Annotated in this window: 23 protein-coding genes; 9 read left to right on the forward strand and 14 right to left on the reverse strand. The window is 37.4% G+C overall.

Annotated features, from left to right (window positions below; genetic code table 11):
- The first annotated feature begins 28 nt into the window (after nt 1-28).
- The 3 genes from EHQ70_RS05925 (at nt 29) to EHQ70_RS05935 (ending at nt 3,450) form a co-directional block, all read left to right on the forward strand.
- Complete coding sequence (locus tag EHQ70_RS05925) at nt 29-1,501, forward strand: RecQ family ATP-dependent DNA helicase (RefSeq protein WP_135584472.1); 1,473 nt, start codon at nt 29-31, stop codon at nt 1,499-1,501.
- Between the two features lie 324 nt (nt 1,502-1,825).
- Entirely contained in the window at nt 1,826-2,704 is an 879-nt protein-coding gene (locus tag EHQ70_RS05930; protein ID WP_135584474.1) for an LIC_13355 family lipoprotein, read from the forward strand.
- Nucleotides 2,705-2,904: 200 nt separating this feature from the next.
- Nucleotides 2,905-3,450, forward strand: a complete 546-nt coding sequence (locus EHQ70_RS05935; RefSeq protein WP_135584476.1) for a chemotaxis protein CheD — start codon at nt 2,905-2,907, stop codon at nt 3,448-3,450.
- Here EHQ70_RS05935 and EHQ70_RS05940 read toward each other — a convergent pair.
- From EHQ70_RS05940 to EHQ70_RS05975, 8 genes are all read right to left on the reverse strand, one after another.
- Nucleotides 3,447-3,815: a response regulator gene (locus EHQ70_RS05940; RefSeq protein ID WP_135584478.1), complete on the reverse strand. Its 369-nt coding sequence runs from the start codon at nt 3,813-3,815 to the stop codon at nt 3,447-3,449. The genes EHQ70_RS05935 and EHQ70_RS05940 overlap by 4 nt on opposite strands.
- A gap of 18 nt (nt 3,816-3,833) precedes the next feature.
- The gene (locus tag EHQ70_RS05945) at nt 3,834-4,856 is read right to left on the reverse strand and encodes a protein-glutamate methylesterase/protein-glutamine glutaminase (RefSeq protein ID WP_135584480.1); all 1,023 of its coding nucleotides are present in this window, start codon (nt 4,854-4,856) and stop codon (nt 3,834-3,836) included.
- On the reverse strand, nt 4,856-6,721 hold the full coding sequence (locus EHQ70_RS05950; protein ID WP_135584482.1) for a chemotaxis protein CheA: 1,866 nt from the start codon (nt 6,719-6,721) through the stop codon (nt 4,856-4,858). The genes EHQ70_RS05945 and EHQ70_RS05950 overlap by 1 nt, the downstream gene beginning before the upstream one ends.
- 8 nt (nt 6,722-6,729) lie before the next feature.
- Nucleotides 6,730-8,250, reverse strand: coding sequence for a HAMP domain-containing methyl-accepting chemotaxis protein (locus EHQ70_RS18725; RefSeq protein ID WP_135584484.1), 1,521 nt, complete (start codon nt 8,248-8,250; stop codon nt 6,730-6,732).
- Between the two features lie 13 nt (nt 8,251-8,263).
- The gene (locus tag EHQ70_RS05960; RefSeq protein ID WP_135584486.1) at nt 8,264-8,788 is read right to left on the reverse strand and encodes a chemotaxis protein CheW; all 525 of its coding nucleotides are present in this window, start codon (nt 8,786-8,788) and stop codon (nt 8,264-8,266) included.
- An 83-nt stretch (nt 8,789-8,871) separates the two neighbouring features.
- The gene (locus EHQ70_RS05965; protein ID WP_244288233.1) at nt 8,872-10,152 is read right to left on the reverse strand and encodes an ATP-binding protein; all 1,281 of its coding nucleotides are present in this window, start codon (nt 10,150-10,152) and stop codon (nt 8,872-8,874) included.
- A gap of 330 nt (nt 10,153-10,482) precedes the next feature.
- Nucleotides 10,483-11,241 (reverse strand): helix-turn-helix domain-containing protein, encoded by a 759-nt coding sequence (locus EHQ70_RS05970; RefSeq protein WP_135584488.1) that lies wholly within the window; start codon nt 11,239-11,241, stop codon nt 10,483-10,485.
- Nucleotide 11,242: 1 nt separating this feature from the next.
- Nucleotides 11,243-13,180, reverse strand: a complete 1,938-nt coding sequence (locus EHQ70_RS05975; RefSeq protein WP_135584490.1) for a 7TM diverse intracellular signaling domain-containing protein — start codon at nt 13,178-13,180, stop codon at nt 11,243-11,245.
- A gap of 102 nt (nt 13,181-13,282) precedes the next feature.
- On the opposite strand from EHQ70_RS05975, the gene EHQ70_RS05980 reads away from it, so the two are divergent.
- Nucleotides 13,283-14,722, forward strand: a complete 1,440-nt coding sequence (locus tag EHQ70_RS05980; RefSeq protein WP_167481696.1) for a lactonase family protein — start codon at nt 13,283-13,285, stop codon at nt 14,720-14,722.
- Nucleotides 14,723-14,751: 29 nt separating this feature from the next.
- On the opposite strand, the gene EHQ70_RS05985 is transcribed toward EHQ70_RS05980, so the two are convergent.
- Nucleotides 14,752-16,137 carry an Lcl domain-containing protein gene (locus EHQ70_RS05985; RefSeq protein WP_135584492.1) on the reverse strand — a complete coding sequence of 462 codons (1,386 nt, stop codon included), beginning with the start codon at nt 16,135-16,137 and terminating at the stop codon, nt 14,752-14,754.
- Between the two features lie 300 nt (nt 16,138-16,437).
- On the opposite strand from EHQ70_RS05985, the gene EHQ70_RS18625 reads away from it, so the two are divergent.
- A complete protein-coding gene (locus EHQ70_RS18625) occupies nt 16,438-16,944 on the forward strand; it encodes a hypothetical protein (RefSeq protein WP_208729508.1) in 507 nt (168 codons plus the stop codon).
- Between the two features lie 20 nt (nt 16,945-16,964).
- Here EHQ70_RS18625 and EHQ70_RS05995 read toward each other — a convergent pair whose 3' ends face one another.
- The 3 genes from EHQ70_RS05995 to EHQ70_RS18575 all read right to left on the reverse strand — a co-directional run bounded on the left by EHQ70_RS05995 (nt 16,965) and on the right by EHQ70_RS18575 (nt 20,147).
- Entirely contained in the window at nt 16,965-17,339 is a 375-nt protein-coding gene (locus tag EHQ70_RS05995) for a high-potential iron-sulfur protein (protein ID WP_135584494.1), read from the reverse strand.
- Between the two features lie 2 nt (nt 17,340-17,341).
- Nucleotides 17,342-19,573, reverse strand: coding sequence for a catalase/peroxidase HPI (gene katG, locus EHQ70_RS06000; RefSeq protein WP_135584496.1), 2,232 nt, complete (start codon nt 19,571-19,573; stop codon nt 17,342-17,344).
- A 412-nt stretch (nt 19,574-19,985) separates the two neighbouring features.
- Nucleotides 19,986-20,147, reverse strand: a complete 162-nt coding sequence (locus EHQ70_RS18575; RefSeq protein ID WP_167481697.1) for a hypothetical protein — start codon at nt 20,145-20,147, stop codon at nt 19,986-19,988.
- 228 nt (nt 20,148-20,375) lie between these two features.
- Between EHQ70_RS18575 and EHQ70_RS06005 the strand changes: the two genes are divergently transcribed.
- The 4 genes from EHQ70_RS06005 to EHQ70_RS06020 all read left to right on the forward strand — a co-directional run bounded on the left by EHQ70_RS06005 (nt 20,376) and on the right by EHQ70_RS06020 (nt 24,345).
- The gene (locus EHQ70_RS06005) at nt 20,376-21,770 is read left to right on the forward strand and encodes an ethanolamine ammonia-lyase subunit EutB (protein WP_135584498.1); all 1,395 of its coding nucleotides are present in this window, start codon (nt 20,376-20,378) and stop codon (nt 21,768-21,770) included.
- Entirely contained in the window at nt 21,767-22,549 is a 783-nt protein-coding gene (gene eutC, locus EHQ70_RS06010; protein WP_135584500.1) for an ethanolamine ammonia-lyase subunit EutC, read from the forward strand. The genes EHQ70_RS06005 and eutC overlap by 4 nt, the downstream gene beginning before the upstream one ends.
- Nucleotides 22,550-22,850: 301 nt before the next feature.
- Nucleotides 22,851-23,126, forward strand: a complete 276-nt coding sequence (locus EHQ70_RS06015; protein WP_135584502.1) for a cysteine-rich CWC family protein — start codon at nt 22,851-22,853, stop codon at nt 23,124-23,126.
- Between the two features lie 121 nt (nt 23,127-23,247).
- Complete coding sequence (locus EHQ70_RS06020) at nt 23,248-24,345, forward strand: helix-turn-helix transcriptional regulator (RefSeq protein ID WP_244288234.1); 1,098 nt, start codon at nt 23,248-23,250, stop codon at nt 24,343-24,345.
- 32 nt (nt 24,346-24,377) lie between these two features.
- Here EHQ70_RS06020 and EHQ70_RS06025 read toward each other — a convergent pair whose 3' ends face one another.
- Complete coding sequence (locus tag EHQ70_RS06025; RefSeq protein WP_135584504.1) at nt 24,378-25,340, reverse strand: DUF1554 domain-containing protein; 963 nt, start codon at nt 25,338-25,340, stop codon at nt 24,378-24,380.
- Nucleotides 25,333-26,295, reverse strand: coding sequence for a hypothetical protein (locus EHQ70_RS06030; RefSeq protein WP_135584506.1), 963 nt, complete (start codon nt 26,293-26,295; stop codon nt 25,333-25,335). Before EHQ70_RS06030 ends, EHQ70_RS06025 begins: the two co-directional genes overlap by 8 nt.
- Nucleotides 26,296-26,613: the final 318 nt, after the last annotated feature.

Consider the following 26,613-nt stretch of genomic DNA (forward strand, 5'->3'; position numbering starts at 1 on the left):
GACAGTTGTTAAGGTAAAAATCCTGAATATCGATAACCAATCATTTCTCCCTTCCTCGCAAGATTTTGAAAAAGTTTGTAATATTTTTGGTGTTTCTGAATTTCGCGGTAAACAAGAAATTATCATAAAACATGTGATTGGTGGTTCTCATTCTCTTGTTCTGATGCCTACTGGAATGGGAAAATCTTTATGTTATCAAATCCCCGCAGTTAGTCTTCCTGGAATTTGTATCGTGATTTCACCTTTAATTGCTTTGATGAAGGATCAAGTAGCCGCATTACAGAAAAAAGGTGTTTCTGCTGTTTTTATAAACTCCAGTTTGGGGAAAGCCGAAAGAATCGATCGTTACTCTAAACTAAAATCGGGTGATTATAAAATTTTATATGTTTCACCAGAACGATTCCAAAAAAAAGAATTTTTAGATGCACTCAGTGAGCTTACGGTTTCTCTTCTGGCAATTGATGAGGCACATTGTATCAGTCAGTGGGGTCATGACTTTCGACCTGACTATACTAAAGTTGCTTGGTTTCGTGAAATCTTAGGTTTCCCGACGACGATAGCACTTACGGCCACTGCATCCAAACGAGTGCAAGCTGATATCATCACTCAACTTGGATTTTCAAAAGAAGAAATTCAGATTTTTGATAACGGATTATTTCGACCAAATTTGAAACTATCAGTGGTGGATTGTTTTGATTCAGAATCTAAATACAAAGCCATTTTGGAAGATTTGAAACAATCAAAGGGTGCAACCATTATCTATTTTAGTTTGATTGGGGAGCTCGAAAAGTTTAGTCATTGGTTGGATACAAAACATAAACGTCATATTGTTTATCACGGAAAACTTTCTTCTGAACAGAGAAACAAAATACAATCATTGTTTCTTAAGTCAGAGGAGGGAATCCTTTTGGCGACTAATGCATTTGGCATGGGGATCGATAAACCTAATATTCGTAATGTATACCATGCTCAAATTTCGGGAAGTATAGAATCATATTACCAAGAAATTGGTCGTGCAGGAAGAGATGGTTTCCCTTCCGATTGTAAACTTTACTATTGTCAAGATGACCTAACCGTTCAAATGGAATTTATTGAATGGCAAAATCCAGATCTAGTGTATTTAAAAAAGTTGTTCCATATTCTTTTACAAAAACAAACTGAATTATCCGGTATGGATTACGAAACTTTACAATCGTTGATGACTTATAAAAACAAAGGAGACCATCGAATCCAAACAGCTCTCAGTTTACTAGCAAGTAAAGGCCTTATTTCAGGTGATATGGAACGTGGGACTTTGCAAATAGAATCCCCTTGGTCTGATTCTATTTTTTCTGAGTCAGAATTGTTAGACAAAAAAAAGGAAAATCAAAAACGTTTGTACCAAACTGTTCTCTATACCAAAACGGAGGATTGTAGGAGAAAGTTCATTCATGAATATTTTGATTCTTCTTTTGATGGTTGTGGAAACTGTGATTTGTGTTTAGCTAAGATAGGAAGTTGATTCAAAATTTAAAAACTTCTTTCTTCTCTTTTGGATTCTTCCAGTTCAGATGCTTTAATCCTTGTTAAAAATGTTTGCTTACAAAAACTGGACTTAATTCCGGGAGGAATGAGGTGTGAATCCTCAGCTGACGGCGCAACCGTGATTTCCATAGATTCTATGGAATAAGTCGGATCTTCCCGTAAATGAATCGCCCGTAAACGATCATTTGCACCGAAATTTATTTTCAGGGCCCCGGACGAATATGTCACTCTGGGTCGTTGCAAATGAAAAAATCACAACTTATCAATTCTACGCTCCTAGTGACAACTAAAGGAGACAAAATTGAAAACTCAAACAAACTTAACTCTCGTCTGCATTTCCCTTCTTTTGGTTTGGAGCTGCGAAACAAAACCAACGAACATTGATTCGTCGTTAGTTTTACCTCTATTACAACTCGATACGGGGAGTTCGGCCGGTGGATCAGAAAACACACCAAATCGACCTATAAATACTGGAGATGATGGCGTATGGTTAGCAGATACTGTAAAGTCAGCTCCCGGACATACGGGCTCAGGGATTGGAAATAGTAATAACGCTGTTAACGGTGTAAGAGGTGCCGGCCTAAGTGGTGGTGGAGTGGATGTGTTTTCGTTATACTATACTTTGGCCAATGATCATATTGTTTTGGAGTGGTCTGGTTACAAAATTACAAACGGTCCAGGGATTGATTTTATTGTTTTTGAAAATGCATTCAAAGTATCAAATCCAAGTACATACTTTATGGATATCGTAATTGTTGAATTGAGTAATGACACAGTCAATTGGTGTGGTTTTAATCCAAATTATGGTTTTTCGCCTGAGACTAGTTATTCGAAGAATCCTGCTGATTGGCCGAGATTTGCCGGTCGTAATTCCGTTTTGTTTAACGAAACAACAAAGAACTTTGGATACGATCCTAATTTAGTTTTTGATACAAATAATTCTGGGGGAGATGGGTTTGATTTAGAGGAACTGAGTGATGTTTCCAACCTGGCCGGTGGATCTGGCTGTAATTCGACTTTACGAGATGAATTAAAAAATGGATTTACCTATATCCGATTATCTTCTGCCTCTTCCGTTCGTTGGAAAAATCCAGATACAAATTTAGCTTTTGTAAAAGAGGCGATTTCTAATGGGCCGGATATTGACGGAGTGTACGCTAGGTATCGAACTGCCAGGTAAATATATTTAATTAGATTACGACCATCCAAATTGTTTAGGGAATCTCCCTTTGGATGGTCTCATTTTTATAAAAAAGAACAAGATTGAAAATTATTTGATAACTCACAGGCTTGTTTACCAAAGAAAAATAATTTGGAATGACAAATTTATTTCTCCGATAATAATGAAGATACACATCTCTGTAGAATTTATATTTCATTATGAAACAACAGGTTTTTCTAAATATTGGTGAAGCTTATTTCACTTCTGGAAATTATGAAATCAGGACGATTTTAGGATCCTGTGTTTCTGTTTGTTTGTATCATGAAAAAACTAAACATAGTGCGATCAATCATATCCTGTTACCAGGTAGTAACGACAAAGTAGAAGAGAAAAAAAGTTCAAGGTATGGAATTACTTCTATGGAACTTCTCATCAACGAATTTGTAAAACTCAATATCCCGCGGAATCAATTAAAAGCAAAAATATTCGGTGGTTCTAAAACTCTGAAACTAACATCAAGTAACGCAGGACCGAAAAATGTTTCTTTCGTTAAAGATTTTTTGCAAACAGAAAAAATTCCTATTATAAGCGAAGATACGGGTGGAGAGTTGTATAGAAAATTAGTTTTTCATACGGATAGTTATGATGTTTTTATAACCAGAATTCCTGCGAACCTCTCTACTGAAATTCTTACACAAGAAAGACATTTCGAAACTAAGGTTCGCGAAAGAATGGTTAAAAAAACAAATGTTTATACATTTTAATTAGTGATTCTTTTTAGAACTTCAATCAAATCTTCATCATCAAATGGTTTCACAATCCAAGCTTTAACTCCTGCATCTTTACCTGCTTGGCGCAAATGATCACTGGATTCTGTGGAAACAATAACAATATTTGCTCCTGTTCCTTTGGGGTGTGCTAAAAAATCACGAGATAGTTCGATCCCATTTTTTCCTGGCATGTTCACGTCAAAAACACAACCATCAAAAGGCCCGTTTACTTCTAAACTTTTCATTGCTTGTTCTGCGTTTTCAGCTTTGAAAATTTCGTAACCTTCATCTCCTAACACCATTTCCATAAGTTTTAAGGCAGTTGGTGCATCATCACAAAGTAATATTTTTTTTGACATATTGAATCTCCTATTAAATTATAAATATTGTAAAATAACATCGGGTATCGCTGAAAGACTTACTTGTTTCTCGACACCACCTAACAGAAATGCTTCCTTTGGCATCCCGTAAACCACACAAGATTCTTCATCTTGTCCAATGGTTCTTCCGCCAACATCTTTGATTCCTTTTAACCCGCTGGCTCCATCTCTTCCCATTCCAGTGAGCAAAATTGCTAAACAATGGTTTCCCATCTTTCCTTGAGAGATAGAATTAAATAAAACATCAACTGAGGGGCGATGTCCACTTACCTTATCAAACATTTCGACTTCTAAATAAAAACGTCCTGCCATACGACGAACGAGAAGATGTTGGTCACCTGGTGCTAAATAAACATGACCTTGTTCTAAGATATCTCCATGTGCAGCTTCTTTTACGGGAAGACCTGTGGTTTGGTTGAGTCTTTGCGCAAACAGTGCTGTAAAATGTTCTGGCATATGTTGAACAACAACAATTGGAGGAAGGTCGTTTGGTAATTTATGTAATATAAAATCCAATGCTTGGGTTCCTCCAGTAGACGCTCCAATTGCAATTAGTTTGATCTCTGTTTGTTTGCCTTTTAATCCAGAAAGTTTTGATTGCGAATTTGTTAAGACTTGTTTTGGTTTTGCACCAATGCCGAACTTTTTGATTTTGTTTGTTAATTCTTCTAACATTCGCAAGAAATCTGCTTCGGTTCCATCGGGTTTTTTAACAAAATCCATTGCTCCTCTTTCAAGGGCCTGGATTGTTGCATTGGCACCTGACACGGTGTATGTGCTCAGCATAATCACTGGAGTAGGAAAGTTTGGCATTAACCAGTCTAAAAATTCAATCCCGGACATTCCCGGCATATCTACGTCTAGACTTATAACATCGGGTAGAAGTTGCGGAACCAATCGTTTTGCTTCTAAAGCATTGGATGCAGTTCCTACAACTTGGATATTTTTATCACCGGCAAACATCTCCGCCAAAACTTTTCTCACTACAGACTGATCATCAACAATGAGTAACTTAATCATTAGTCGATTCTTTGCATTTTTTGAAAAATGGATTTAACATCTAAAATCAAACTTACATTTCCACTTCCAAGAATTGTGAAACCATTCACTCCATTTGCTTCTTCTAAAATTCCTTGTAATGGTTTGATAACAACGTTTTGGTTACCAATGATTTCATCAACTCGGACACCTATTAGTCGTTTTTCATATTCAAGAACTATCATTAGCGGATCTAAACCATCATAAGAAATTTCTTCTCTATGGTTTAAAATCTGATTGATGTCAAAGATAGGAATGAATGCTCCACGAACATCGATTACCTTTTGATTATCTTCCAAAGGAATCTCTTCTCTGTCACGAAGGCTGATAAATTCTCTTAATTCAGTTGTTTGGATTGTAAAAAATTTACTACCAATACGAACAACAGTCCCTTCCATGATTCCAAGCGATAATGGAATTCTTAAGATAAAACTTGTTCCTTTTCCATAACGGCTATGGATTTCAATTTTTCCGCCCATTCGTTCTATATTTTGGCGAACAATATCCATGCCCACTCCGCGACCAGAAATATCAGTTACAGCTTCTGCAGTGGATAATCCAGGCACAAAAATTAAATTGAAAACTTCTCGGTCAGATAGTTGATCGGTGTCACCAGTAAGGATTCCACGTTCAATCGATTTTTTGATGATTTTTTCTCGATTGAGTCCTCTTCCATCGTCACGAATCATTACCCAAACTTCGTTAACAGATTGTCTTGCGCTCAGTTGAATGGAGCCCACTTCTGGCTTATTCGATAACAACCGTTCTTCTGTATTTTCGATTCCATGATCAATGGAATTTCTTAGGATATGAATGATAGGGTCTGCAATTAGATCAACGATCGACTTATCGATTTCTGTTTCTTCACCGCTAATGTACAAGGCTACTTTTTTATTGGCCTTTTTTTGTAGATCCCTTACCAAACGAGACATCTTGTGGAAGACACCGCTGATCGGTATCATCCGAGTGGATAAAGCAACTTCTTGTAAGTCTAAAACAATTTTTCTCAGTCGATTGATGGATGAATTAAAATCTTCGTTCCGCAAAGATTTGAGTAAAGAATGTTGAGTCACATTCGATTCCGCAATCACTAGCTCTCCAACTAAATCCATTAGAGCATCTAACTTTTCGTTAGCTACTTTTATTTCTTTTCTATGAACAGACGAGGAGGGATTGGTTTCATCTTTATCAGTTGGAGCTTTTGTTTGTGTGAAAGTTTCCTGTGCCTTTTTTTCTGAATCAACTTGAGGTTTGACTACTTCGGCGGTAACAATTTTCTCCGGCTCGGAAGTTACATTTGATTCACCAAAAATTTCAAAAGCAGGTTTTTTTTGCTCTTGTGGAGTGGAAGTATTTGAAGATTCCTCTCCAAAGATTTCAAAACTTTTTTTCTTTGGTTCTTTAGGTTTGTTGTCTGAATCAGAAACTTCCGTTTCCAGGTTTAAGTCTTTGATTTCACGTTTTAGGACTTCGATAATTGCTTCGGATTCTTCATCTAATTCTGGATTAGATTTTGTTTCGTCAACTTTTTGTAAGAGTCTTCGTAATTGATCACAAGTGTTAATTAATACCTGGCATATATCATCGCTAGGGAGTTTTTTCTCCTTACGTAAAATATCCATCAAAGTTTCAGCTTCGTGTGAGATTTTAACTAAACTTTCCAGTTTTAGTAATCCGCTAGAACCCTTAAATGTATGTACTGCCCGAAATAGATTATTAATTAACTCTTCATCATAATCCCCCGATTGGTCATTGATTTCTTCGATAGAGAGAATTGCTGATTCACAAACCTCTATGAGTTCAAATCCTTCGGGGATAAAATCGAGTAAGAGCTGTTCTCTTCCCATAACTTAACTCAAAATTTTTCTGTTACAGCAGCATGTTCATGCCCAGAACCAAAGTTATTGGAAGACTTGTTGTTTTTACCAAATTCAGCCGCAATATTTTTTAGATCACCAGGTTTGTTTGTTATGGTTTTTTTCTGTTTATTGTGCGTGAGTTTTTCTCTATCGATTTTAACCAACGTTCCCATAATATCCATTAGGTGGCTTGATTGTTCTTTTAGCTGATTGGAAGTTGCTGCTAATTCTTCAGATGAGGATGCGGCAATTTGAGTGGTTTGATCCATTTGTGTCATCGCCAAGGAAATTTGGTTGATTCCCGAAGATTGTTCGCTGGACGCATCAGCGATGGACGAAACTAGTTCTGCCGTTTTTTGAATGCTAGGAACAATTTCTTCAATGACTTTACCAGCTTCTTCCGCTAGGGAAACACTGTTAAAAGAAAGTTGATTGATTTCTTGGGCAGCAACCTGACTTCTTTCTGCTAGTTTTCTAACTTCATCAGCAACAACTGCAAATCCTTTTCCATGTTTACCAGCTCGGGCAGCTTCGATAGCAGCATTTAATGCAAGTAAGTTGGTTTGATATGCAATTTCTTCGATGATTTTAATTTTGGAAGAGATATTTTTCATTGCATCAAGAGTTTTGAATACTGATTCTCGACCTTTTGTAGTTTCTTTGGCAGAGGTAGAGGCAATTTCATTTGTTTCGTTTGCTGCTTGTGAATTTTGTGTTACGGAAGAGGACATCTCTTCGATGGAGGCTGTGGATTCTTCAATGGAGGCCGCTTGTTCGCTCGCACCTTGGCTAAGAGAATAAGCTGTGGACGAAACTTGTTCTGCGGCGGTCGATACAGTGGCTGCAATTTCAACTGCCGAGTTTAGTGCTTTTGTGATACTTGTGATGATCCAGGCTGCGATGATAACAGAGATTGCTGCTGAAACTATAAAAAGACCCGCCATAAAAACAAAAATCCATTGGTAGAGTTCATCTGTTAATTTGTTGGCTTCATCCATATCTGCCGCAGCCATGGCCGCAATGTCATCGGCAACTGCATCAAATCGGTCAGCGGCAGGACGGCCTTTGGCGGTTGAAATTTTTTGGGCTTCTTGAATTAAGTTTTTTAATGCAATAACCTTTACTAATTCGAAAGCATCCGCATAATCTTTGTAAGCTGTTCTGAGCTCTGCCAATTTTTCTTTATCTTTCTCGTTTCCGATTTTTTCTAATTCTTCAATGTATCCAAACAATTCGGCGGTATATTTGATTCGATCTTGTAGACGTTTATTCATCAACTCAGCTGACTCATCAAGAATTAGGTTTTTTTCGTTCCGGGCAAGCCACATGAATTTGGTTCGAATTTTTTCAGAAAGCTGAACCTTCGGTGAATAGATTAAAACTAAATCGGTTACTTTTTGGTTAAAAATATTAACACTGTAAATTCCCGATCCAGTTCCAATGCCGATGAAAAAAATTAACAAACTGAACCCTAGGATCAATTTTCCTTTGACTGTCATAGATTTTAGGTTAAACATCTTCTGCCTCTTTTTATGTTTGATTACTGATTGCTACGTCTAACGCCAGTTGGTCTTCGTCTTTGAGAAGGTTTTCTATATTGAGTAAAACTTTTACATCGTCGCTGACTTTTGCTATAGATTTGATAAACTGATTCCCTTGGTGGTCTCCAAATTTTGGAGCTTCTTCCATGTTTGTCGGAGCAATTTTGATTACCTCTTTAACGGTATCTACAATTAGTCCTATCAGTTGTTGGTTTACGTTGAGAATGATGACACAAGTTTTGTCATTGTAACCAATGGATTGCATTCGAAATCTATCGCGAACATCAATGAGTGCAATGACTTTCCCGCGAAGATTGATGACTCCTTTGATGAATGTTGGCATGTCTGGAATTTCTGTAATGCTTTGCATGCCAACAATTTCGGTGATGAATTTGATTTCGATTCCGTAACTTCTGTCTGCCAATGAAAATATAAGAAAACGACCATCAAGTGTATCATCGTCATCAAAATCATCATTCTCATCAGAAAGGGAGTCCATGTCTAAGTTATTCATAGTGTCGCCTACTTGTGATCGATAAAAAGTATATTTGAACTAGTGCAATTAAAATCATAAAATTGGTGAATAAATCCTATTTCTTATGGAACAATGTCAAATTCCAAAGTTACTGATACTTCTGAAGATTTATCCTTATAAATATTTGAATCTAAAACATTGAAGTATATTTTTGCATTCATATCTTCTAATATTTTTTTGACAATTGGTAATCCAAGACCTAAACCAAATTCTTCTTTTGAATACCTTTCATCGACATATCGATTCACACGATAGAATGGTTGGAATAAGATGATCTCTTCTGATTTTTTAAAATCAAATTGGTGGATAGAAGGATCCATAGGAGAGTTTAAAATTTTGAGAGAAAGTTTTTCTCCGGCTCTCATGAATAGAATATAGATACTGGAATTGTCCGGTCCATATTTCATTGCATTGATCAAAAGTTCTCGAATGGCAGTTCTTAATAATTTAAAATGACAGTTGAATTTATTTTCTTGTCCGTTCTGTAAGTTTGAGATATGAAACCTTTGGTTTTTGATTATGGTCATATCGGAAAGATAACTTACTTCTTCTTGGATCATACTATGTAGATCTTTTAACTGGACAGGTTCTGTTGCATTTGCACTTCCTTCAAAAACCACTTGTGCTTCTGCTAAGGTTTGGACTAATTTTTTTGTGCTGCGAAAGTTGTCTTCTATCAACTCAAAGATGGCAGCAGGAACTTCATAGTGGTCTCCTTCTTTTTTAGCTTTCCTGATAAGAGAACCAACAGTTGTGACTAAAGCTCCCAGACCAGAACCTTGCATGAGGGAAGTATTGAGATTGGGTAATGCCTTTTCCATCCAATCTTTATGGCTTCCTTTACCTTCAATTTCGTGACGCCAGTTAAAAATTTTTATAATCTCTTTGTGTAAGTTTTCTTCGTATTGTACAACGGCTTTTTCTACTTGGGAAAGGTTTGCCAGTGGGTCCGTTTCCTCTGTGATTTCTAAAGCAGAGATTAAGAAAAACTTCTGTGGTTCATTTGGAAAAGTACAAGGTGCTACTTTTATATACAATTGGAAGTTTGAGAAAGAATAACTGCAGGCAAAAGGGATCCCTGTTTCTATTACCTTGGCTATGGTCTCTCGCAAGTTTACATAAGTTTGCGGAATTAATTCTTCAATAGGTTTGCCAATGGCACTGGGACCTAGTTCCCAAGGATTTGTAGCAGAAGTGTAAGTTTCAACGATCTCCCCGGTTTGGGAAAGCAGGATGTAGGTTCCAGAGGGAAGGGAGGGGAATAAGGAACCTGTAAAAATTTTAATAGCATCATCCGTGGACATTCCCGTAATTTCACCCTCAGTTTTGGAATTAGAATACATAATGAACGGACTCTATTTATAACATAATAAATTCATAAATTCAAGTGGCGTATGAAAAAAAGTTCATAAATAAAATTTAAAGAGGTTTTCAGAACTATGTCGTATGACATTTTGGATTTTCAGTTAGGAATCGGTCCGTGCCTAGTTTGATTTTTGGTTCTTTTTTTGCAATACATAATGACCGCAATAGTTTATAATATATTGATAAACGAATGTTATTGGTATCTGTAGTCTTATTCCCTAGACAGTTTAGTTTTTGCACTAAAGTGACGGTGGTTTTTAAAGGTTAGTTTTGTTTGCCACTGAATCTAAATGGTTTTGTTTTAAAATTCAAAGCAAAGTTGCCTTTTGTCTGAATTCGGATGCTGTAATTTTTTGTTCTTTTTTGAAGGCTTCGTAGAAGGAAGATAGGGATTTATACCCAACTTCAAATCCAATTTCGCTGATGTTTTTCTCGGGGTATTTGATTAAAAGTTCTTTGGCTTCTTTAATTCGATAACTATGTAAAAAAGTATTAAAACTAGTTTGTTTTTTCCCATTTAAAAATTCGGAAAGTTGTCTAGGATGTAAATCTAGTTCTTCCGCTAAAACTTCTAGAGATAAATCTTCGTTTTGATAAACTTTTTTTACTTCCATAAGATGGCTGAGTCGGTTTTGAAGATTTTCGAGATCTACTCGTAACAATCGAGATTTTGTATTGTTTGGGTTATCTCCTCCTCTTTGGTAAGTGTTTGCAAAAAGAGAATGTCTATCAAGGGCCAACCGCAATCGATCTTCAGAGATGGGTTTTGCAATAAAATCAATAACTCCGTATTCGAATGCTCTAATGGCATTGTCTGTATTGGCAGAAACAACGATAGTGTTGACAAATATAGTTGGAATTCTGTCTAAAATATCAAAACCATCAAATCCAAATATATTCAGATCTAAAAAAAGAAGATTGATTGGCGATTTTTTTAACTCTGCGTCGGCCTCGTCAATCGTAGTCACATGTATGATCTCAACAATGGACGATCCTAAAACAGTATGTAATAGTTTTGTTAGAAATTTTGCGTGGACTGGTTCATCTTCTAAAATCAATATTTTCATTTTAATTTATCTGAATTTGGATGAGGACCCTATATCCTTTTTTTGATTTTCCATGGGTAAGCGACCACTTTCCAGAATAGGATTCTTCCAATCTAAGTCTGACATATTCCAAACCAGTTCCTGATCCAGTTTTTGGTTGGTTTGATTCTTTGATTTTAGCATGGTTATATACGATAAAACAATATTGAGAAAATAATTTCTCATCTTTTTTAGCCTTTTTTTTGAAGATTCCAAAGCTTAGTTTTGCATGTAAGGAATCTTCGTGGGTAAAGGCATTCTCAATTAACGTGTGGAAAATTAGGGGAGGAATTTCTTCTGTATAATCGATCCCTAAGGTTTTAAATCGATATTCTTTTTCCATTCGCATTGTCATCACACCAATATGGTATTTGCATAATTCAATTTCGTCGCCAATGGGAATTAATTGTTTTGATGCTACTTTTAAGATAATACGAAGTTCGCCGACAAGAGAATCTAAAATCAGTGCAGATTTTTCTGCGCTTTCGGAAACCCAGTAACGAATTGCGGACAAAGAGTTCATTAAGAAATGTGGTTGGATCGTTTTTTTATACAACTCTAATTCCATTCGTTTGGAATGAATGTTAGTTCTGTAAACTTTTTCCTTGAGTAATGCTGATTGTTCTAGTTCTTCTTTTTGTTTTTCAACAGTTACATAAAGATTTGAATGTTTTTTTGATAAGAAAAAAGATTGAGAGAAAAATAAAACAAAGGTGCCTATGGGTCCATACACTTCTGTTTTGATAATATTTTTTTCAAACAAAATGTCGTTGATGATTGTTAAAAATAAAAAAACGAATCCGAGCAAAAAACCTGTTGCACTTTCTCTTTTGTTTTTTACCGCTTTGATTAATATATAAAAAACATAAAAACAACAAAATAACATTACAACTTCTGCAGGGAGTAAGGTTTCCTCTATCCATGTTGATTTTGGATCCAATACGAAAATAGAAAATATTAGAAATAAAAATTGAAATGTATTGTTTGTTTTTTTGTTTATTTCCTCTGGGAAAACTCTTCCAAGAAAACAAAGTAATAATGGGAAAGTTGAATAGATTGATAAGAAGAAAATTTTGATAAGCCAATCCCAATCAAAATCAGGGAATATGATGAGTAAAAAGAATTCCCCACTCGTGATTTTATATACTAAGTTTACAAATGAATACAAAGAAAAATAAAATAAACTTAGGTCGTTTTTGCGTAGTAGGTAGAGTGTGAAGTGATAGAGGGAAATTACAAATAAACTAGAAATCAGAAAAATATCTAAAGCAAGTCTGATTTGTTTGATCCGAACCATGTTTGATTCTGTGCTGATTTCTATACTTTGTCGAAATCCAGCATTCAGAGCTTTGTAATTTGCTACATGGATGATGATTTCTAAGTTTTCAGAATTGGGAGTAAAAAAAACGGCTTTAGGTAACCAATATTCTTTTGTATCTTGTTTCGAAATTCCTACGATTCCATTTTCGGAAATAAGGGTTCCATTGGTGTACATGCGATACGTAGTGAATGCGTGTGGGATGTAGAATGATAGTGAAGAGTTTATGTATGATTTAGGAATTGTTAGGTGTAGTCTGAAGGTAGCATAACTGTATGGCGAATAATATTTTCCATTTTTTTTTGTTTCGTTCCAGAATCCAGGTAATGTGATTGTTTCTCTTTTTAACTTTGAGTAGTCGTTTTTGAAATCTTCTGAACTGAGCAAACGTTCATAATAAAATTCCCATTCTCCATCTAATTTAATTGCTGTTTGGTTTTGTAAATTGGATTCGTTGAGAACAATTTTCCCATCAATGACCTTCGGTGAACTTTCGTCAGTTGGATTTGTTTGGCAAGAATAGAGAAATAAAACCACAATCAAGATTTTTGCGTGGTATATAACACTACGGGGAATCCATGAAACAATAGTATCTTGCGCCATTTGGTTAAGAAACATCCAGAGAATTGGTTGTGGCTCCTGATTCCCGTCCCAGGACGACAAACAAAATTCTTTCGATTAGAATCCATATTAAGGTTTTCTATAGTGAAGAATCAATTCAATATTTTGTCTTTGTTTTTAGGTTTTCAGTTTCTGTTTCTAAATCTTCAGTGTAGTCCCGCTAAATTGAATTCTGCTTGTGATCCGGAAAGTGAAAGTTTTGTTTTGTCCGCATTATTAGAGTTTGGTTCTAATGATGGCAAATTTCTCTGTCCTGCTTTTGCGGGTTTGAATCCGCTGCGATTGAATTACGGTTCTGATTTCCTTGTAATCCGGCAAAATGAACCAGTAGGTTCTATCATACCGTTTTCCTCAGAGCCAATTGAAAAATGCCAATCCTCTCCTAGTTTACCTGCAGGTTTGACTTTAAACGAATCCAATTGTGTTATCTCTGGTACTCCTGTTTTGGGAATGAACTCAACAAAATACATGATTACTGCGAGCAGTAGTAACAAACAAACGACCATTTCACTCATCATCAAATCTTTGTTTGCTCCCAAGTTTGTTTATGTATTGAATACAACTTCTGGTTCTGTGAATGTATTTTCGATTAATGCAACTACCGGCGCACTTGCGTCTATTGGTACTGGTGCTACAGGAGGGGGTCCAGAGTCTATGGGGGTTAGCCCAAGTCAAATTTATTTAACAGTTGCAAATCGAAGTTCTAATGATATCAGTCAGTTTGTAATCAATCAAAATACTGGAAATTTAACGATCTTACAAACGATAGCAAGTGGTGGCTTTTCTCCGCTTGCTATGACATATCATCCCTATAAAGATATATTATACATTCGAAATAGTTTAAATGTAACTACTTTTTCCGTGAATCCATTTACCGGAAATTTAACATTGATTAATACTATGCCGGCAAGTACGGGTGCTTCTAGTATTGCCATTGATCCTTTCGGAAATTATTTGTATGTTCCAAACTATAATGGAAAAACAATCGATTTTTACCAGATTGATCCATCGTCGGGAATCCCAAATCCAGCAGTATTACAAACCATTGGGAGCGGAGCCTATCCAAGAAATGTAGAGATATTAGCCAATGGTAAAAATATGTATACAGTTAATGATGCAGATAACAATATTTCGACTTACCAACTTGACCCAAATAATGGATTTATGAGTTCTAATTTTCCGGTAACTTCTACTCTGGGTTTAGGTGCTAGAGCGGTGGTTGCCGATCCAACTAGACGATTTTTTTATTTGACCAACCAAAATTCTAATTCTGTTTCTATCTATGGAATTGATCCCGTGGCGGGTAATTTAATTCCAGCAACCATGAGTTCTATCGGAACAGGTGGTGGGCCCACTGGCATTACGATTGATTCTTCTGGAAAATTTTTATACGTTACGAGTTCTTTTGCAAATACAGTGGATATGTTTCGAATCAACCAAGCCGATGGAAGTTTAGTTTCCATCGGTAACGTAGGGGTTGGTACACTACCATTTGTAGTTGTGACTTCTGGAACCAACCCATAGAGATGGAAGTGGTGGTTCGGTTTTTTTCGTTATTGCGAAACACAACGAACGTACTGCGAAGTTGCTTTGCTGATTCCTTCAGTAAGATTGGAAGGAGGGGCGGGAGTATTAAAGTTTACATACCAAGCATTAGCTGTTGCATCAGCATGAGTTGTGGATGTCCAATAAAAGTTACTAGAAGTGTTTGGAAACACTGATTGGTCAATCATCGGGGCTGCTGTTTGAGGATAATGAAATAAACTAACCAGTTCATTTCGATTGGGTAGTCTCCAGGTTCTAGAGCCTAAATTCAAAGTATTACAATAAGTGAGAGCTGTTCCCCAATCCATAACACTCGCTGCTAGAGAGCAAGTGTTATCATTGTTTTGTCCATAAGAACATTTTTGCCAGGTGAGGCCAGTGGCATTGTCTCTGACGGTTCCATCTCCATGGTCAGTATAGGAAACAGTTTCGATCGGTGCCGGTGAGGCCACGCAGCGACCATGATAAACGTTTGTATTTTGAAGATAGGAATCTCCACGAGTGTAATCCAGATACCAATTAACGCTAAGATTCACTAGGTAAGGGGTAGAAGCCCAATAGGCATAGTTCACCGTCGCAGGAAAGGCTGTGGGATTGATCATCGTTCCTACCGCTTTATCTGCATCGTTAGTCGTTAACAATTCTTTCATGGTAGGAAGGCGCCAAGTTTTCTGACCGGCATAACCATTACCCGAATTTAAGGAATTGAGGGCGGTGCATGAAGAACTTAAGGTAGAAAAGTTTCCCGCAGTAATACTGTTAATTCCACAAGTTGGCCCTTCCAAACCTTGGGAGCAAGATTTCCAAAGGATCCCGGTGGATTGGTCATAGGTTGTATAATCATTGGGGTAGGTTGCATTGGCACTAGGTCCAGAATAATTGGTAGAAAATCCGGAACGAATGTCTCCATCTGATCCAGTGCCAAAGGATCCAGTTTGTCCCGTTTTTAATGGGATGAGGGAATAGGTAGCTTCGGCAATGGGGCTATTGTCCATTCCTAATTTGGTCGCCACTGCACGGATCTTTTGTCCCGCCAATCTCCAAATCGAAGATGGTGATGTATAGGGAGTAGAGTTTGTCGTTGGTAAAGAACCGTCAGTAGTGATGTAGATGGTGGCCCCGGGTGTGAAGGAAGTGATGGATATAAAATTTGGTTCCGTATAATGTCCAGGATTTGGAGAAAACATAGGGATAAACACTTGGTTTAGGTTCAGACCACAGTGGTTGGATGTATTTCCAGAAAGGATTTTGAAAATGATGGTTTCATAGTAACCGCTATACTTGGGGTCGCAAAGGTTTTCCAACTCGGGATTTTGGCAGGTAATGAAGAATAACAGAAAAAACAAATAAAAGAAACGGAAGTTTTTAAGAGAACGTTCATCACTTCGTTTCATATTGATCCTAACCTTCCCTTCCAACCCTAAAAAACAGAGTCAAATGGGACGTTCCCACCTGTAGATTTATGTATAAATCTATAAGGATTCTAATTTTTGAAATCGGAATTTTAATTCGGGAGTCAATAAATTACCAAATTTTTAGCTGAAAACTTCCGTCATTTTATCCCTTTTTGCAGGTTTTGTTTTCTGAAGAAATTAGATAAATGCTTAAAAAAAGGGATGGAAGAGGAAATGGGTTTTCTTAGTGTAAATGTGATTCTCGTCCTAATATTAGGATATTAAGGAAGTGTTCGTTGTATGATCAGTAGATTTTTATATCAGAATATTTTAATGTTTTTATGTATTGCTGGTTTGGTTAGTTTTTGTTCGACCGAACAGGTAAAAGATGAGGTTGTAGAAGAGACAACTCAAACAACCGTTACAAAACGCGCCTGGAATCCGACTCCGCAGTGTTGTGACCTGCATTCCGAATTTTTAGGAGTTGTGGTTCTTAGTAAAGTTTGTGTTTCCGAATCAGAAACTAAATTGGAATTGTACACAAAAGAATCTAAAAAAGTTTGTGTATTGAAAGAAGGGATGTTGTTTCGGGATGATTTGGGAACTTCTTATCCTTTTGTGAAATCAGAAGGTGTCGGACTTTGCCCGAAACGAACACAGATGAAAAATACTCCGTTTACTTTATACTTCCCAAGTATTGCTTCTGAAGCAAAATCTTTTGACTTAATTGAAGACAAAAATGCGAAACACGCTCACAAACCTTGGGTTTTTGAAAAAGTAGATCTGACAAACTGTGTTTGGAAATAAAAACTATTTGCAAACTATAGTTATGATTTTAACGACCAAGCCGAACACCAACCTTGAGAAGAAACTAGACCAGAAGAAATGATATTACATTTCCCCCATTTTTCATTGATCTTTGTATACTGGGCGCAGTGTTTACAAAATTGGTTTTTGGATCCTGGTTCTTTTCTTTCAGGGTAAAGGGTAAAGTCTGTATGTTTGGAATCTTGGTGAAACCCTAAAGCTTTTGCTGTAGGGTCTGATTCGGAAACGGGTTTGAATCCTTCTGGCAAAGTCTCTGGAAGTTTTTCTTCTGCCATCAAACTAGAGAAGAATCCAAAACCTCCCTCCACAAAAGAGAGAGAGGTTACCAAATACAATGATTTGATTAGAAAATCTTTTCGTGAAGATTTGGACATTTTTACTTCTTCACGTCAAACCGATCTAACATCATCACTTTGTTCCATGCAGAAACAAAGTCTTTCACAAACTTGTCTTTACCATCATCAGCTGCATACACTTCGGCAACAGCGCGAAGTTCTGAGTGAGAACCAAGAATTAGATCCACAGAAGTAGCTGTCCATTTTTTAGCACCTGTTTTGCGGTCTACACCTTCATACACACCATCAGTCTGCGATGACTTTTGCCATTTTGTCGACATATCGAGTAAGTTGACAAAGAAGTCATTGGTAAGAACTCCAGGGCGTGTGGTAAGGATTCCATGTTTCGATTTGCCAGAGTTGGCATCTAGAGATCTCAAACCACCCAGTAACACTGTCATTTCTGGAATGGTCAGAGACAACATATTGGATCTGTCTACCAACATCTCCGTTGGAGAAAGAGAGTTACCTGCACCATAATAGTTACGGAATGCATCTGCCTTTGGTTCCAATACAGAGAAAGAATACACATCCGTTTGTTCCGCGGTTGCGTCGGTTCTACCTGGGGTAAAAGGAATGGAGATTTTGACTCCTGCTTTTTTGGCCGCTTCTTCGATGGCTACGTTTCCACCGAGAACAATTAAGTCTGCGAGAGAAATTTTGTTTCCTGATTCATTAAAATCGGATTTGATTTCCTCCAGTTTTTTTAATGATTTTGCAAGTTCTTCAGGATCATTTACGGGCCAATTTTTTTGAGGTGCCAATCGTATCCTTGCTCCATTGGCTCCTCCTCGCATATCAGTGCTACGGAAACTTGCGGCAGATGCCCAAGCAGTTTTTACTAATTCAGGGATACTGATTCCTGATTTTAGAATTTTACCTTTTAGGGTATCAATTTCTTTTGATCCAACTAACTTGTGATCCACGGTTGGAAGTGGGTCTTGCCAAATGAGAGGTTCTTTTGGTAAATCCTTCGAGATATAACGGGAAAGAGGTCCCATATCTCTATGTGTGAGTTTGAACCAAGCTTTAGCAAAAGCAAGTTCGAACTCTTTTGGATTTTCTTGGAATTTTTTAGCAATGACTTTGTAACTTGGATCAAATTTTAAAGCCAAGTCCGTTGTAAACATGATGGGAGCATGGCGCAAAGTTTTGTCATGAGCATCGGGAACCATATTGGCCCCAGCTCCATCTTTAGGAATCCACTGGATGGCACCTGCTGGACTTTTTGATTGTACCCATTCAAAACCAAACAAGTTGTTTAGATATTGGGTTGTCCATTTTGTTGGATTGGCAGTCCATGCACCTTCAAGGCCACTGGTAATGGTGTCTTCTGCATTTCCTTTTTTATAGGCATTCTTCCAACCAAACCCTTGTTCTTCGATACCGGCTGCTGCTGGTTCTTTACCAACATGTTTGGAGGGATCAGCTTTCCCATGTGCTTTCCCAAAGGTATGACCACCGGCAATAAGTGCGACAGTTTCTTCATCGTTCATAGCCATTCGACCAAAGGTATCTCGGATATCTCTAGCGGCTGCTAGTGGGTCAGGATTCCCATTAGGTCCTTCTGGATTTACATAAATAAGTCCCATTTGTACGGCACCGAGTGGATTCTTTAGCTTTCTATCACCTTCGTAACGTTCGTCTGCTAACCATTTTTTTTCTGGTCCCCAATACACGAGGTCGGCTTCCCAATCATCATTCCTGCCTCCAGCAAATCCATAAGTTTTGAATCCCATAGATTCAAGAGCTACGTTTCCTGTGAGAACCATAAGATCGGCCCAAGATATTTTTTTTCCGTATTTCTTTTTGATCGGCCAAAGGAGGCGTCTTGCTTTGTCTAGGTTTGCGTTGTCAGGCCAACTGTTCAGTGGTTCAAATCTTTGTTGTCCACCACCGGCACCACCACGACCGTCTGCGATCCGGTAAGTTCCGGCGCTATGCCAAGCCATCCGAATGAAAAATGGCCCGTAGTGACCGTAATCAGAAGGCCACCAATCCTGGGAGGTCTTCATTAAGGTCTTGATCTCTTCTTTTATTTGTTGGATGTCGAGTTCTTTGAATTCTTTGGAGTAGTTGAATTGTCTTCCCAGGGGGTTTGATTCCGCAGCATGTTGGCGGAGAGGTGCTAAATCGAGTCGTTCGGGCCACCAAAACTGGTTAGAGTTTCCTTGGCGCTCCATCGAACTCGAAGGTTCTTTAGTGTCCACAGCTCCCAGGGAGCTTAAGGAAAGCACTAAAATGGCAATAGCAGATAGATTGGTTGTTCTCATATTGTCCTTCACTTTCTAGATTTAGTTTAAATTTAGGGTAAGTCTAACTATAGAAATCAAGCAATTTTTTAGATTTAGTCTAAATTTAAACAGGTGAAGCAATATTTCTTAGAATTTGTCAATGCGAACGGAAAAAAAATCTGAATTAGATTCTCTATTCCCTTCCTTTTTCCTCCGGACGAGTATCTCGTTTTCTTTTTGAACTGACGGAAATCCCTGGTTTCTCCACAAACTTCTGTTACTAAAAGGTGTTTCTCTGGGTTCAGATCGATATGATATTTTATAGAACATTAAAAACAATAAATATACAACAGAACAAATGTTTTGTGATTATTAAATTAACATTGCAGAGAAAGAAAGGAATATACGATGTATATTATATTAAGGAAGGTTAATGTTTGTTTATTTTTAATTACATTGATTCAAAGCATTTTAAAAGTTCATTTAAAAGTTCATTTAAAATTAGGTTCTTGTTTTTGATCGTTTTATCTGTATTTAACTTCAACTGTGATCCTTCCATGGGAAAGGACTGTTCTAAAGCAAAAGAAGAAGCCGCCATTTGCGAATTATCCATTTTTGTTGCCTACCCAAATTGTACGAAAACGGAATATCGGACTTCTTACCAATTTGGATCCAATCCATCAACATATACCGTGACTACGAGAGACTCTGCCTGCGAAATGGCTCGGCTAGTCTTAAGACAAAGTTGCAAAGATCAAAAAGAGAAGAAATGCTCTATTTGATTGGGTGATCCAAAAGAAAAGTTATATCCGAAAACTCCAAAATCGGATATAATTTCTTTATGGGTTACAAAACCATCCTAGGATCAAAAACCTATCATTTCCCCGAATTAAAAGATTTATTAGCGAAGGCGAGTCCACAAAGGTCTGGTGATGATCTTGCTGGTTTATCGGCCGAAAGCCAGGAAGAACGTGTCGCTGCACAAATCGCTCTTTCCGATGTTTACCTATCAGAATTTTTAAATGTAGAACTGATTCCTGCAAACAAGGATGAGGTGACCAGGCTTATCTTTGCTTCTCATAATAAAGAAGCATTCGTTTTAATCTCCCATCTCACAGTTGGTGGGTTCCGTGATTTTTTATTATCAGAAACAACAACATCTGAAGTGATTGCCTCGATTCGATGGGGGATCACTCCAGAGATGGCTGCTGCTGTATCCAAACTTATGTCCAACCAAGATCTAATTTTAGTTGGTAAAAAAATAAAAGTAATTACTAAGTTTAGGAATACATTGGGTTTACCGGGACGCCTTTCTGTGCGATTACAACCCAATCATCCCACCGATGATCCAAAGGGAATCGCCGCTAGTTTGTTAGATGGTCTTCTGCTTGGAAGTGGAGACGCCGTAATTGGAATCAATCCAGCAACAGATAATATTCCAACTTCTATTGTCCTTTTGGAAATGTTGGACAATCTCATTCAGAAATATTCGATTCCCACTCAGTCTTGTATTTTATCTCACGTAACTACTTCTATGGAAGTGATGAAACGAGGAGCACCATTAGATCTGGTTTTTCAATCCATTGGGGGAACAGAAGACTTAAATAGAAGTTTCGGCATCTCTCTTTCTGTTCTCAAAGAAGCGAGAGAAATGGCACTGGCTCTCGGACGTGGAACTGTGGGAGATAATGTTATGTATTTCGAAACAGGCCAAGGAAGTGCTTTGTCCGCAGGGGCAAATCATGGGATCGACCAACAGACGTTAGAAGTTAGAGCATACGCAGTCGCCAGAGAGTTTTCTCCGCTACTGGTCAACACGGTTGTTGGTTTTATAGGACCTGAATATTTGTATAATGGAAAACAAATTATCCGAGCCGGTTTGGAAGACCATTTTTGTGGGAAGTTACTTGGGCTACCTATGGGTGTTGATGTATGTTACACAAATCATGCAGAGGCAGACCAAGATGATATGGATACACTGTTAACATTGTTAGGAGTTGCTGGTTGTAATTATATTATGGGGATTCCTGGTGCTGATGATGTGATGTTGTCATATCAAAGTACATCCTTCCATGATGCTTTGTATCTAAGACAAGTTTTGGGACTCAAACCAGCTCCTGAATTTGAAAGTTGGTTACTCGATCGAGGTATTTTTTCAAACCAAAATGGATTTTTACCCAAAGAAAACAGAGCATTTGGTTTACTAGAAGAGATGTTGGGAAAATCAAATTTATGACTTTTTTAGAGGAATGGAAACAGTTTAGCAATGCAAGGATTGGACTTTCTAGGTTTGGAGGGTCTTTGTCCACAAAAGATGTATTACGTTTTCGTTTGGATCATGCGAGAGCAAGGGATGCAGTTTTATTGAGTCCGAATTTTCTTAAGTTGATCCAAGAGATAGATGTTTTAGGAAAACCAAAAAATCTTTCTAGTTTGTTGGTTAAAAGCCAAGTCCATTCCAAAGAAGAATATTTACTCCGACCTGATTTGGGAAGAAGGTTGGATTTTGAATCCACTAGCAGGTTGCAACTGTTAGCTGGTAATTTTGATTTGGTTTTGGTTGGTGTAGACGGACTTTCCGCAAAGGCTATCGATGAAAATTTAGTTCCTTTTTTTAAACTTTTGATGGAATCCATAAATAAAACCGGATTTAAACTTGCACCACTGGTTCTTTCCGAATATGGAAGAGTTGCCATCGGTGATGAAATCGGAGAAATTTTGAATGCCACACTATCTGTGGTAGCGATTGGTGAAAGACCAGGTTTATCTTCTGCTGATAGTTTGGGTGTCTACGTTACCTATAAACCGCTAGCTGGTAAAACTGATGAAAGCAGAAATTGTATTTCAAATGTTCGTCCCAATGGTTTTAGTTTTGAAAGTGCTGTAGCTAAAACAATGTATTTGATTAACGAAGCAATTCAAAGAAAACTTTCTGGAGTAGAGTTGAAAGATGAGATGCCTCCAGAGTTTTTATTACCATCCAAAGACCAAACGGCAATCACAGATGCACAGTGAATGTGAATCAATCTTGAAAAAACTGAATTAGTCAGGAACAGAAGATTGACAGAAACAGTGACTTTGGTTTTTAATAAAATCAATTCCGGGAGGAATGAGGTGAAACTCCTCAACTGACGGTGCAACCGTGAATTCTCATCCTTTCGTTTTGGATGGAAAAGTCGGATCTTCCCACAAATGAATCGCCCGTAAACGATCATTCGTTCCTAGATTAAAGAAAGGATCCCGGACATAGATACTGGAATGTCCCAACCTCCCCCTAACAGAGATTGAGTGACTCCTGGATCAAAGGAGATTTATCTTGGAAGAATCCAAACCAAATAACTTAGAATTTTTAAAAAAATCCGAAACTAAAATCAAACATGAAGAAAAACTTTGTCCCAATTGTAATCGAAGTTTTGAATGTAAGGTTGGTTCAATCAGTCTTTGCCAATGTACAAAAGTGAACCTTTCCTTAGAGGAAAGAAATTATTTGGCTACACAGTATGCTGATTGCCTTTGTTATCAGTGTATGGAAACTCTTGCTTTTGAATATAGAATTACAAAATCTTACAAAGCTATCACATGGAGTTTTTGATTCATAAAATCCACCAAACAATTGTATTATATTCTTAAAATCTTTTTCATAAATTTTAAAATTGAATGGTAAAAAATCTTAACTAGTGGCTCTATTAGCATAAATAGGGCGAAACTTCATTGTGATTGGTATATTTTTTTTAGTGCCGTTGTTTGCTTCTTTGGCAAATCTAAGTTGTTTTATTGAAAATATCACTCGAGACCATCGTTTTCATCGACTCCTCAGCATCTTTTATTTTACCATCGGGGTTCAGAATGCGGCAACAGCTGCTCTTTGTTTTGCACCCGATGAGACCGCAGGAATCGCCTTTTGGATATTCCAATGCCATTCTTTTTTTCTTTTGGCTCCCGTCCTTGTTGCTTTGTGTTCTTTTTGTACGGGGCGACGATTATTTAATAAAGCAACCATATCCATCGCAATTTATGCCTTGGTAGTCGATTTACTTTGTTCCTCTATTCCTAAAACGATCGTTTATGGATTTGTTAAGTTTTCTTTTGGTCTCGCACCGATGTTAACTATCTTTGGCGGCATTCTGGGTGGATCGGTTCATTTTTTCGCCATAACCATTTCTTTATACTTTGTTCTTTCTCCTTTGGAATGGAATTCTTTCTTTAATAGAAAAACATTTATATTAGCATTATGTGTTTGGTGGTTTAGTCTTTTTTCGAATTTTTTGCCTATGTATGGATTTGATTTCCCGCCTTTACATCCTGTTGTCGATGCTACTATTTCTGTTTTGTTGTCTATTTATCTGAATCGTTATAATGCATCAAAACCAAGTATCTATAGTTTGATTGCATCCATCCTCATCTCACTTGCTGTGGGTTTGATCATTGGGATTTTGGTTTTAGCCATCATACCTGTTTTTACATTTAGAGAGTTGATTGTCTCAATTGTAACTACGTTAACAAGTTTATTGTTTTTTACGTATTTATTAAAATCTACTTTAAAAGATAATAAACCTGACTTATCTTTTTCTCTCCCTCTCGAAAACTATAGTTTATCTAAACAAGAACTTAGAATTTGTGAATTGATTGCAGAAGGCCATAGCCGTTCCTTCATTCGTTTGGTTTTGAATGTTTCAGATGGAACCTTACGGAATCATTTAAAGAATATTTATGCCAAAGTTTTGCCTGAGACGAACACAACTTCAAAAGACCAATTACAACGTTTAACAGTATTTTTGTCCAAACAAAAGTTGGCCACAAACGAATCATAAAGTGATGGTTTGAAAGTTTCTGCGTTAGTAATTTATTGTTCCACACATACTAGTTCATGAATTGTGGAGCAGGGTTGCGGCCCACGGCCTGCTGTGAGTGTAACGACATCGTTAGTATACGCATCACCGGAAATTCCTGTTTCTGATCCTGAATTGGTTATCCATTTTTTACAAGTAGCGTTTGTATTCGTTGTCCAATCTGTATTGAGGCCCGTCCAATGGTCTGACGTTATATTCGTGATGGGTATGGAGATTCCCGTAGTAAACAATCCGTTGTTATTTGAGGATTCAATATTGGATCCATTATCTTGAATGTATGCCTGGTTTGCTTTAAAAACCCAATCAATTTTTTTTTCTCCTGAATTAGGAGTGAAACTTGCTCTCCTTGACTCTCCATCAACGACCATTGCTTTGAACTTTCCTGTCCCCGGGTAGTTCGGATCTGACTGACAAAATGAATCAAAATTTGATGCCTTCCCGACATTGGCAGGATAGGAATTTTGGGTCACAAAAATTTTACAGTTTGTGCAAGCTGCAAAACAATTGATTTCAATTTCAGTAATATCTTTGTTAAAAATTTTTCCATTTGGATTTACCAATTCACAGAAATTTCCTTGTGGTTGGTTTGAAAAATTGACTTCGTATGGAGAACCAATAGAGATTCGATTGGGAAAAGAAAATTCTGTGCTACCAGGAGGTACATTGAGTGATGTATCTTGATTCAGAATTAATATCAGACCTGCGCCGGTTAGACCTGATATTTTACCGCCAACACTAAAGTTTGTATGATTTGTGTTGGCGTTTGACAAACAATGGGAGCTTTTGTCACCTAAGATTGATTTGACTACCATGGTTTTAGAAAATGATTCTGAACTTAGGTCACAACTGTTATCCATTTGCGATGGGTCACAATTTGTGAAGAGACCTAAAGATAAAAATAAAATGGTTATATTACCAGTTAGGCTTTGTACATTAACGTAAGCGTTTTCATTCATTGGGAATGACAACGTATCCTTTTAAGATCGAAAAACGATAAGGTTGGTTCACCGTGAGGAATGAGCTAATTTCTGCGCAAAGAAATTCTTTTTCATGAATTCCAAAGTTCGTTTTAATTGTATGTTCACCTGCTTTTGGAGTACCAATTGATAAATCAACTCTTGGTGCAATAGTTTCGGGTAAACTTCTTGGACTTAAAGCCGTAAGATCTAGAGAAAGAGAAGTTCCATCAATCGGAAGATTGTATTTTACCGTAATTTCAATCTTATCACCTAACTGATTTGTTTCGAAACAATGGTCGACACAATTTCCAAACGTTCCTGGTGTTTTGATTGCTTCCGCACATTTTCTAGCATGCCCAATCTTGAGTTGTTTTGTTGAAATTCCAAATTCATTTTTTGCAACAACGAACACTTTGTACTTTTTGTCCGAATCTACGAGGAAAGTATGACCTGAAAAATTTCCTGCAGTTCGGTTTAGAGTCTGTAATGCATTGGTTACAGTTCCATCCGGTTGTAGTTCCATATTTTTTTTACCGAAGTAAAAGTTGAGTTCTGTATTCGCTGGGACAGGATTTTGAAAGCTAACGCTTGATTTTTGAAATTGTAGAAGGCCTTTTGTGGAATAGGGGTCATCCGCTGGGTTGGCATTGTTTGTAATAAAGGAAACATCGTTGAGTATCGGTGCACTTGATGTTGGTTCACCGACGGCAATAGGAATGGTTTGTCCTCCCGTTCCTGTTGGGTTGTTTCCAAGCTGTGAAGTTGTGTTTGCATCTGCAGAAACCAATAGAGGAATGAGAAGGGTTTTTGGATCTGAAGATGTACCTTCGCATTTTAGAAATAAAAGAGAAAGGCCCGTCATCAGGAGAACTGGTAGGTTCCAACGAACAAACTGAATGGTCCTTCGGTGAAGCCTGTCAAAATGTCGAATTGTTTGGTTGGGTGTTTTCATGCACCAAAGGTAACATGGTCCAGCCTTTCTTACCATGTCCTGGATGTCACGAGTGGGAAATTCAGCCTATCCCAAATGTCATGTTTTGGTTTTTTGCCGGTCTTTCCTTGATTTACAAAGTAGGGTGATGGAAAGTGAGGGCATTTCGATTTCCAATAGGTGGATATTCACGTAAGGGACAAAAGTAAACTCACTTTCTTTTTCTAGCTGCTGGAATTGGAGATTCGCTTCCCTTTTTCAGTCGCTCAAAAAGGAAACTTAGTTACCTTTTGCCCAGGTTGAAATTCGAAACTCAGTTACCTTTTATACTCAGTTGAC

This window comes from Leptospira congkakensis, assembly GCF_004770265.1.
GTDB lineage: Bacteria > Spirochaetota > Leptospiria > Leptospirales > Leptospiraceae > Leptospira_A > Leptospira_A congkakensis.

What these genes read in the sequence shown, in the direction of transcription:
- EHQ70_RS05950 (WP_135584482.1), bottom strand. Translation starts at nt 6,721, where the DNA reads ATGGGAAGAGAACAGCTCTTACTCGATTTTATCCCCGAAGGATTTGAA.
- EHQ70_RS18725 (WP_135584484.1), bottom strand. Translation starts at nt 8,250, where the DNA reads ATGTTTAACCTAAAATCTATGACAGTCAAAGGAAAATTGATCCTAGGG.
- EHQ70_RS18625 (WP_208729508.1), top strand. Translation starts at nt 16,438, where the DNA reads ATGATCAGTAGATTTTTATATCAGAATATTTTAATGTTTTTATGTATT.
- EHQ70_RS05975 (WP_135584490.1), bottom strand. Translation starts at nt 13,180, where the DNA reads ATGGCGCAAGATACTATTGTTTCATGGATTCCCCGTAGTGTTATATAC.
- eutC (WP_135584500.1), top strand. Translation starts at nt 21,767, where the DNA reads ATGACTTTTTTAGAGGAATGGAAACAGTTTAGCAATGCAAGGATTGGA.
- EHQ70_RS05945 (WP_135584480.1), bottom strand. Translation starts at nt 4,856, where the DNA reads ATGATTAAGTTACTCATTGTTGATGATCAGTCTGTAGTGAGAAAAGTT.
- EHQ70_RS06005 (WP_135584498.1), top strand. Translation starts at nt 20,376, where the DNA reads ATGGGTTACAAAACCATCCTAGGATCAAAAACCTATCATTTCCCCGAA.
- katG (WP_135584496.1), bottom strand. Translation starts at nt 19,573, where the DNA reads ATGAGAACAACCAATCTATCTGCTATTGCCATTTTAGTGCTTTCCTTA.
- EHQ70_RS05960 (WP_135584486.1), bottom strand. Translation starts at nt 8,788, where the DNA reads ATGAATAACTTAGACATGGACTCCCTTTCTGATGAGAATGATGATTTT.
- EHQ70_RS05985 (WP_135584492.1), bottom strand. Translation starts at nt 16,137, where the DNA reads ATGAAACGAAGTGATGAACGTTCTCTTAAAAACTTCCGTTTCTTTTAT.
- EHQ70_RS06030 (WP_135584506.1), bottom strand. Translation starts at nt 26,295, where the DNA reads ATGAAAACACCCAACCAAACAATTCGACATTTTGACAGGCTTCACCGA.
- EHQ70_RS05940 (WP_135584478.1), bottom strand. Translation starts at nt 3,815, where the DNA reads ATGTCAAAAAAAATATTACTTTGTGATGATGCACCAACTGCCTTAAAA.
- EHQ70_RS05935 (WP_135584476.1), top strand. Translation starts at nt 2,905, where the DNA reads ATGAAACAACAGGTTTTTCTAAATATTGGTGAAGCTTATTTCACTTCT.
- EHQ70_RS05970 (WP_135584488.1), bottom strand. Translation starts at nt 11,241, where the DNA reads ATGAAAATATTGATTTTAGAAGATGAACCAGTCCACGCAAAATTTCTA.
- EHQ70_RS05995 (WP_135584494.1), bottom strand. Translation starts at nt 17,339, where the DNA reads ATGTCCAAATCTTCACGAAAAGATTTTCTAATCAAATCATTGTATTTG.
- EHQ70_RS05965 (WP_244288233.1), bottom strand. Translation starts at nt 10,152, where the DNA reads ATGTATTCTAATTCCAAAACTGAGGGTGAAATTACGGGAATGTCCACG.
- EHQ70_RS18575 (WP_167481697.1), bottom strand. Translation starts at nt 20,147, where the DNA reads ATGGATAATTCGCAAATGGCGGCTTCTTCTTTTGCTTTAGAACAGTCC.
- EHQ70_RS06025 (WP_135584504.1), bottom strand. Translation starts at nt 25,340, where the DNA reads ATGAATGAAAACGCTTACGTTAATGTACAAAGCCTAACTGGTAATATA.